The sequence below is a fragment of the Enterobacter sp. Cy-643 genome (assembly GCF_011752815.1).
In the GTDB taxonomy this organism is placed as follows: domain Bacteria; phylum Pseudomonadota; class Gammaproteobacteria; order Enterobacterales; family Enterobacteriaceae; genus Cedecea.
Genome location: NZ_VWWV01000014.1, coordinates 1 through 4,436, shown reverse-complemented (window position 1 = coordinate 4,436; position 4,436 = coordinate 1). Strand labels below are relative to the sequence as shown.

The 4,436-nt window shown below is 48.8% G+C and carries 4 protein-coding genes, 4 tRNA genes and 1 rRNA gene; 1 reads left to right on the top strand and 8 read right to left on the bottom strand.

Annotated elements, in window-relative coordinates; all coding sequences use genetic code 11:
- The 5 genes from F3J29_RS22560 to F3J29_RS22540 all read right to left on the bottom strand — a co-directional run.
- Positions 1 to 208 (bottom strand): GTP-binding protein (locus F3J29_RS22560; protein WP_021242225.1); only part of this gene is annotated, 208 nt, incomplete at its 3' end.
- A 112-nt stretch (positions 209 to 320) separates the two neighbouring features.
- Positions 321 to 396 (bottom strand) — tRNA-Thr (locus F3J29_RS22555).
- A gap of 9 nt (positions 397 to 405) precedes the next feature.
- Positions 406 to 480: transfer RNA gene (locus F3J29_RS22550), tRNA-Gly, on the bottom strand.
- A 116-nt stretch (positions 481 to 596) separates the two neighbouring features.
- Positions 597 to 681 (bottom strand) — tRNA-Tyr (locus F3J29_RS22545).
- A gap of 12 nt (positions 682 to 693) precedes the next feature.
- A tRNA-Thr gene (locus F3J29_RS22540) sits at positions 694 to 769 on the bottom strand.
- 451 nt (positions 770 to 1,220) lie between these two features.
- Here F3J29_RS22540 and coaA point away from each other — a divergent pair.
- Positions 1,221 to 2,174, top strand: a complete 954-nt coding sequence (gene coaA, locus F3J29_RS22535) for a type I pantothenate kinase (RefSeq protein WP_166869383.1) — start codon at positions 1,221 to 1,223, stop codon at positions 2,172 to 2,174.
- A 28-nt stretch (positions 2,175 to 2,202) separates the two neighbouring features.
- Here the strand turns inward: coaA and birA are convergent, their stop codons facing one another.
- The 3 genes from birA to rrf all read right to left on the bottom strand — a co-directional run bounded on the left by birA (position 2,203) and on the right by rrf (position 4,436).
- On the bottom strand, positions 2,203 to 3,165 hold the full coding sequence (gene birA / locus F3J29_RS22530; RefSeq protein ID WP_166869381.1) for a bifunctional biotin--[acetyl-CoA-carboxylase] ligase/biotin operon repressor BirA: 963 nt from the start codon (positions 3,163 to 3,165) through the stop codon (positions 2,203 to 2,205).
- The gene (gene murB / locus F3J29_RS22525; RefSeq protein WP_166869378.1) at positions 3,162 to 4,190 is read right to left on the bottom strand and encodes a UDP-N-acetylmuramate dehydrogenase; all 1,029 of its coding nucleotides are present in this window, start codon (positions 4,188 to 4,190) and stop codon (positions 3,162 to 3,164) included. Before murB ends, birA begins: the two co-directional genes overlap by 4 nt.
- A gap of 130 nt (positions 4,191 to 4,320) precedes the next feature.
- Positions 4,321 to 4,436 (bottom strand): 5S ribosomal RNA (rrf, locus tag F3J29_RS22520).

Sequence of the window (4,436 nt, the reverse complement as noted above, 5' to 3'; positions counted from 1 at the left end):
ATTCAACGTGGGAGGTGTTGATGGTGATACCACGAGCTTTTTCTTCTGGTGCGTTATCGATCTGGTCGAATGCACGAGCAGAACCACCGTAGGTTTTAGCCAGAACGGTAGTGATTGCAGCGGTCAGCGTTGTTTTACCATGGTCAACGTGGCCGATAGTACCGACGTTAACGTGCGGTTTTGTACGTTCAAACTTTTCTTTAGACATCGATTGTCCCTCTAAGACACGGATAAATCGGTGATATCACCACATCAACCAGGCATATGCCTGAATTAGCTGAATGCATTAACAGAAGAGAAACAGGGAGGAGATAAAGAAGTGGTGCTGATAGGCAGATTCGAACTGCCGACCTCACCCTTACCAAGGGTGCGCTCTACCAACTGAGCTATATCAGCACATCTTGTTGGAGCGGGCAGTGGGAATCGAACCCACATCATCAGCTTGGAAGGCTGAGGTAATAGCCATTATACGATGCCCGCATCCTGGAACTCGGCTACCTGAATCTTTCTGTAGTGAATATGAGAGATGGCCTCTCAGTATTCGAGTCGAAAAACTGTTGTTTATCGCCTCGGGCTCCGCAGTGCGTTGCCGAATATGGTGGTGGGGGAAGGATTCGAACCTTCGAAGTCGATGACGGCAGATTTACAGTCTGCTCCCTTTGGCCGCTCGGGAACCCCACCTGGGGTACTTGATGGTGCCGGCTACCGGAATCGAACTGGTGACCTACTGATTACAAGTCAGTTGCTCTACCTACTGAGCTAAGCCGGCATCAAGTAGCGCGCATTCTAGGAAGACAGCGCCGCTCATGCAACAAAAAAATCGCATAAAATGCACTACCGCTCACATTTTGCACTAGATCTCGAAAATCTGGTGGCTAAAGCACCAATTGAGAGCAAATATCCATCATCCCAGGCACTCGTTTTTCCTCGAGCAGCTGCCTGGCGATGTCAGAATGACAAACAACAAGCATAAAAAATAAGATTGGGTGCCTAAAATGACTCGCAGACCTTTCTTTTACTTAAGCGCAACGTGATGTATCCGCCGTAATACATCACTGCCGTTGATTTTTTCTTATCGTTCTCTTCATTCCGGTGTTACCCTCCTGCCCACTATTGAAAAGTTAAATACGCTGCATACTTTTGATACAGAACGCTTGGTTTCCTGCGTTCGAGAATGTAGCGCGTATATTTTGTCCTGAATTACAGGCAGAAGCATGCTTATGAGTAATAAAGAGCAAATGTTGGCAACAACCCCCTACTTAGAATTTGACCGGAGCCAATGGGCAGCTTTGCGCGACTCTGTCCCGATGACGCTAACCGAAGGGGAAATTGCCCGGTTAAAAGGCATTAACGAGGACCTTTCCCTGGAAGAAGTGGCTGAGATTTACCTGCCGCTGTCTCGCCTGCTCAATTTTTATATCAGTTCAAACCTGCGGCGCCAGGCCGTACTTGAGCAGTTTCTTGGCACAAATGGCCAGCGCATTCCGTATATCATAAGTATTGCGGGCAGTGTGGCTGTCGGGAAAAGCACTACGGCGCGCGTACTGCAGGCGTTACTCAGCCGCTGGCCTGAGCATCGCAAGGTTGAGCTGATTACCACTGACGGCTTCCTTCATCCGAATAAGGTGCTCAAAGAGCGCAACTTGATGAAGAAGAAAGGCTTCCCGCAATCTTACGATATGCATCGTCTGGTAAAATTTGTCTCTGATATCAAATCTGGCGCAACTAACGTTACGGCACCGGTTTATTCGCATTTAGTGTATGACGTGATCCCTGACGGTGACAAAACGGTGGCCCAGCCGGATATTTTGATTCTGGAAGGACTCAACGTTCTTCAAAGTGGTATGGATTATCCACACGATCCACATCATGTATTTGTTTCTGACTTCGTCGATTTTTCTATATATGTAGATGCGCCGGAAGAGCTATTACAGAATTGGTATATAAACAGGTTCTTAAAATTCCGTGAAGGGGCTTTCACCGATCCAAACTCTTATTTCCATAGCTATGCAAAACTCTCTAAGGATGAGGCAATAAATATTGCAACACAGCTATGGAGTGAGATTAATTTATTGAATTTAAAACAAAATATATTACCGACCCGCGATCGTGCGAGCTTAATCATGACCAAAAGTGCTAATCATGCCGTTGATTGCGTCAAACTGAGAAAATAATGAGATGAGGGGGTTAGTCCCCCTCTTTTTAATTTGCTCCGCGCAGAGAAATCTCACCGCCAACCCAGGCTTTTATTACTCCGTCCTGCTCCAACAATAATCCACCCTGCTCATTAATGCCGCGAGATATTCCATGAACCTCTCGTTCTCCGATAATGAGTTTTACCGGCCGATTGATAAAGTTATCTAATTTTTCCCAACGGGGCAGGAACGGTAATAGACTTTCCTGCTCAAACAGCTGCAGTGCCGTACGTAACTCCTGGATTAGGGTGACAGCCAGCGTATTCCTGTCAATGCGGATACCGGCTTCCTGGAGGTTGATCCATCCCTGATTAATCACATCGGTAGCAACATTACGCATCGCAAGATTGATCCCAGCACCAATAACTATTTGCGCGGCATCCCCTGTTTTCCCTGTGAGTTCAACCAGAATACCGGCGAGCTTACGGTCGTTGAGATAGAGATCGTTTGGCCATTTAACCCTGACGTCTTCTGCCCCAAGACGTTGCAATACTTCTGCCATCACGATACCGATAACCAGGCTTAGTCCAATTGCCGCCGCAGGCCCCTGCTCCAGGCGCCAGTACATGGACAAATAGAGGTTTGCCCCAAAGGGAGAGAACCACTGACGGCCCCGTCTTCCGCGGCCAGCCTGCTGGTATTCCGCTATACACGCATCGCCAGACTGAAGGGAATTGAGTCGGTCAAGCAGGTATTGGTTGGTAGAATCAATTACCGGCAGGACAGCAACCGTCCCGCTCTCTATCTGTGATTTAATAAAATCTTCATCCAGTAACTGGATAGGCTCCGGCAAGCTATACCCCTTGCCTGGAACGGTAAAGACATCGATTCCCCAGTCTCGCAGGGTTTGAACATGCTTATTAATGGCCGCCCGGCTCATGCCTAGCTGCTCGCCCAATTGCTCACCGGAATGAAACTCACCGTCGGCCAGGATACTGATTAACGTTAACGGGACTCGATTATCTTTCACGCGATAGCCTCCACGGCGCTGACTTCCCCTTTACCACCCATAAATCGCACCTCAGGCTCAAGCCAGACATCAAACTTTTCACCAACCTGCTGGCGTACGTAGTGTGCAAGAGCAACAACATCTGCGCTGCTGGCATTTTCTTCGTTAATGATGACCAAAGCCTGCTGCCGATGAACTGCGGCTCCACCGATGCGGTATCCCTTAAGCTGACACTGATCGATCAGCCATCCTGCAGCCAGCTTAACGCTGCCGTCCGGTTGTGGATAATGGGGAACGTTTGCCACGTTGGAAATCAGTTTTGCTGCCTGTATCGCGCTAATTACGGGATTTTTGAAAAAACTGCCGGCATTTCCATTCACTTTAGGATCGGGCAGCTTCGAGGTCCTCATATTGCAGACGCTTTCAAAAACCTGCTGAGGCGTTACAGTTGCTGGATCCAGTTTCGTCAGATCGCCGTAGCTAAGAACTGGCTTCCATATTTTAGGCAAACGGTAGCCAACAGCCACTATAGCAAAACGATCCTGGTAGTCATGCTTGAATATGCTGTCCCGATAGCCAAAGCGGCATTCTACGTTTGTTAAACGCAGTGCCCGGCCACTGCTTAGCTCAACGCAGTCGACATAGCTACAGACCTTCTTAATTTCAACGCCATACGCGCCAATATTTTGAATAGGTGATGAGCCGGCGCAGCCCGGTATCAGAGCAAGGTTTTCCAGACCTGGCATGCCTTGTTGGAGAGTATATTCCACGAGGTGATGCCAGTTTTCACCAGCACCGACATGGAGCAACCAGGCATCATCCGTCTCAGCAATTTCAATCCCTTTAATACGATTGATAATGACCGTGCCTTCGAAGTTTTCGAGGAAAAGAACGTTACTGCCTTCCCCCAGAATAAGGACTGGCTGATGAGCCTGCGTCGATTCTGCCCATGCTTCAGTAAGCTGTTGTACAGATTCAGCGATAACAATATGTGCCGCAGTTGCCTGAATGCCGAAGGTATTGAAGGGTTTAAGAGAGGAGTTCATGTCAGCCATTTTCCGGAATATCAACTCAACTAGTTTACCCGATCCTGTTGGGATTGGCTTGCCTGTCTCAGTAGAACGTGCACAGCAAAAAGGCCCAGTCTTTCGACTGAGCCTTTCGCTTTTATTTGATGCCTGGCAGTTCCCTACTCTCGCATGGGGAGACCCCACACTACCATCGGCGCTACGGCGTTTCACTTCTGAGTTCGGCATGGGGTCAGGTGGGACCACCGCGCTACGGCCGCCAGG

Coding starts and splice junctions, on each gene's coding strand:
- coaA (WP_166869383.1), top strand. CDS start 1,221: ATGAGTAATAAAGAGCAAATGTTGGCAACAACCCCCTACTTAGAATTT.
- murB (WP_166869378.1), bottom strand. CDS start 4,190: ATGAACTCCTCTCTTAAACCCTTCAATACCTTCGGCATTCAGGCAACT.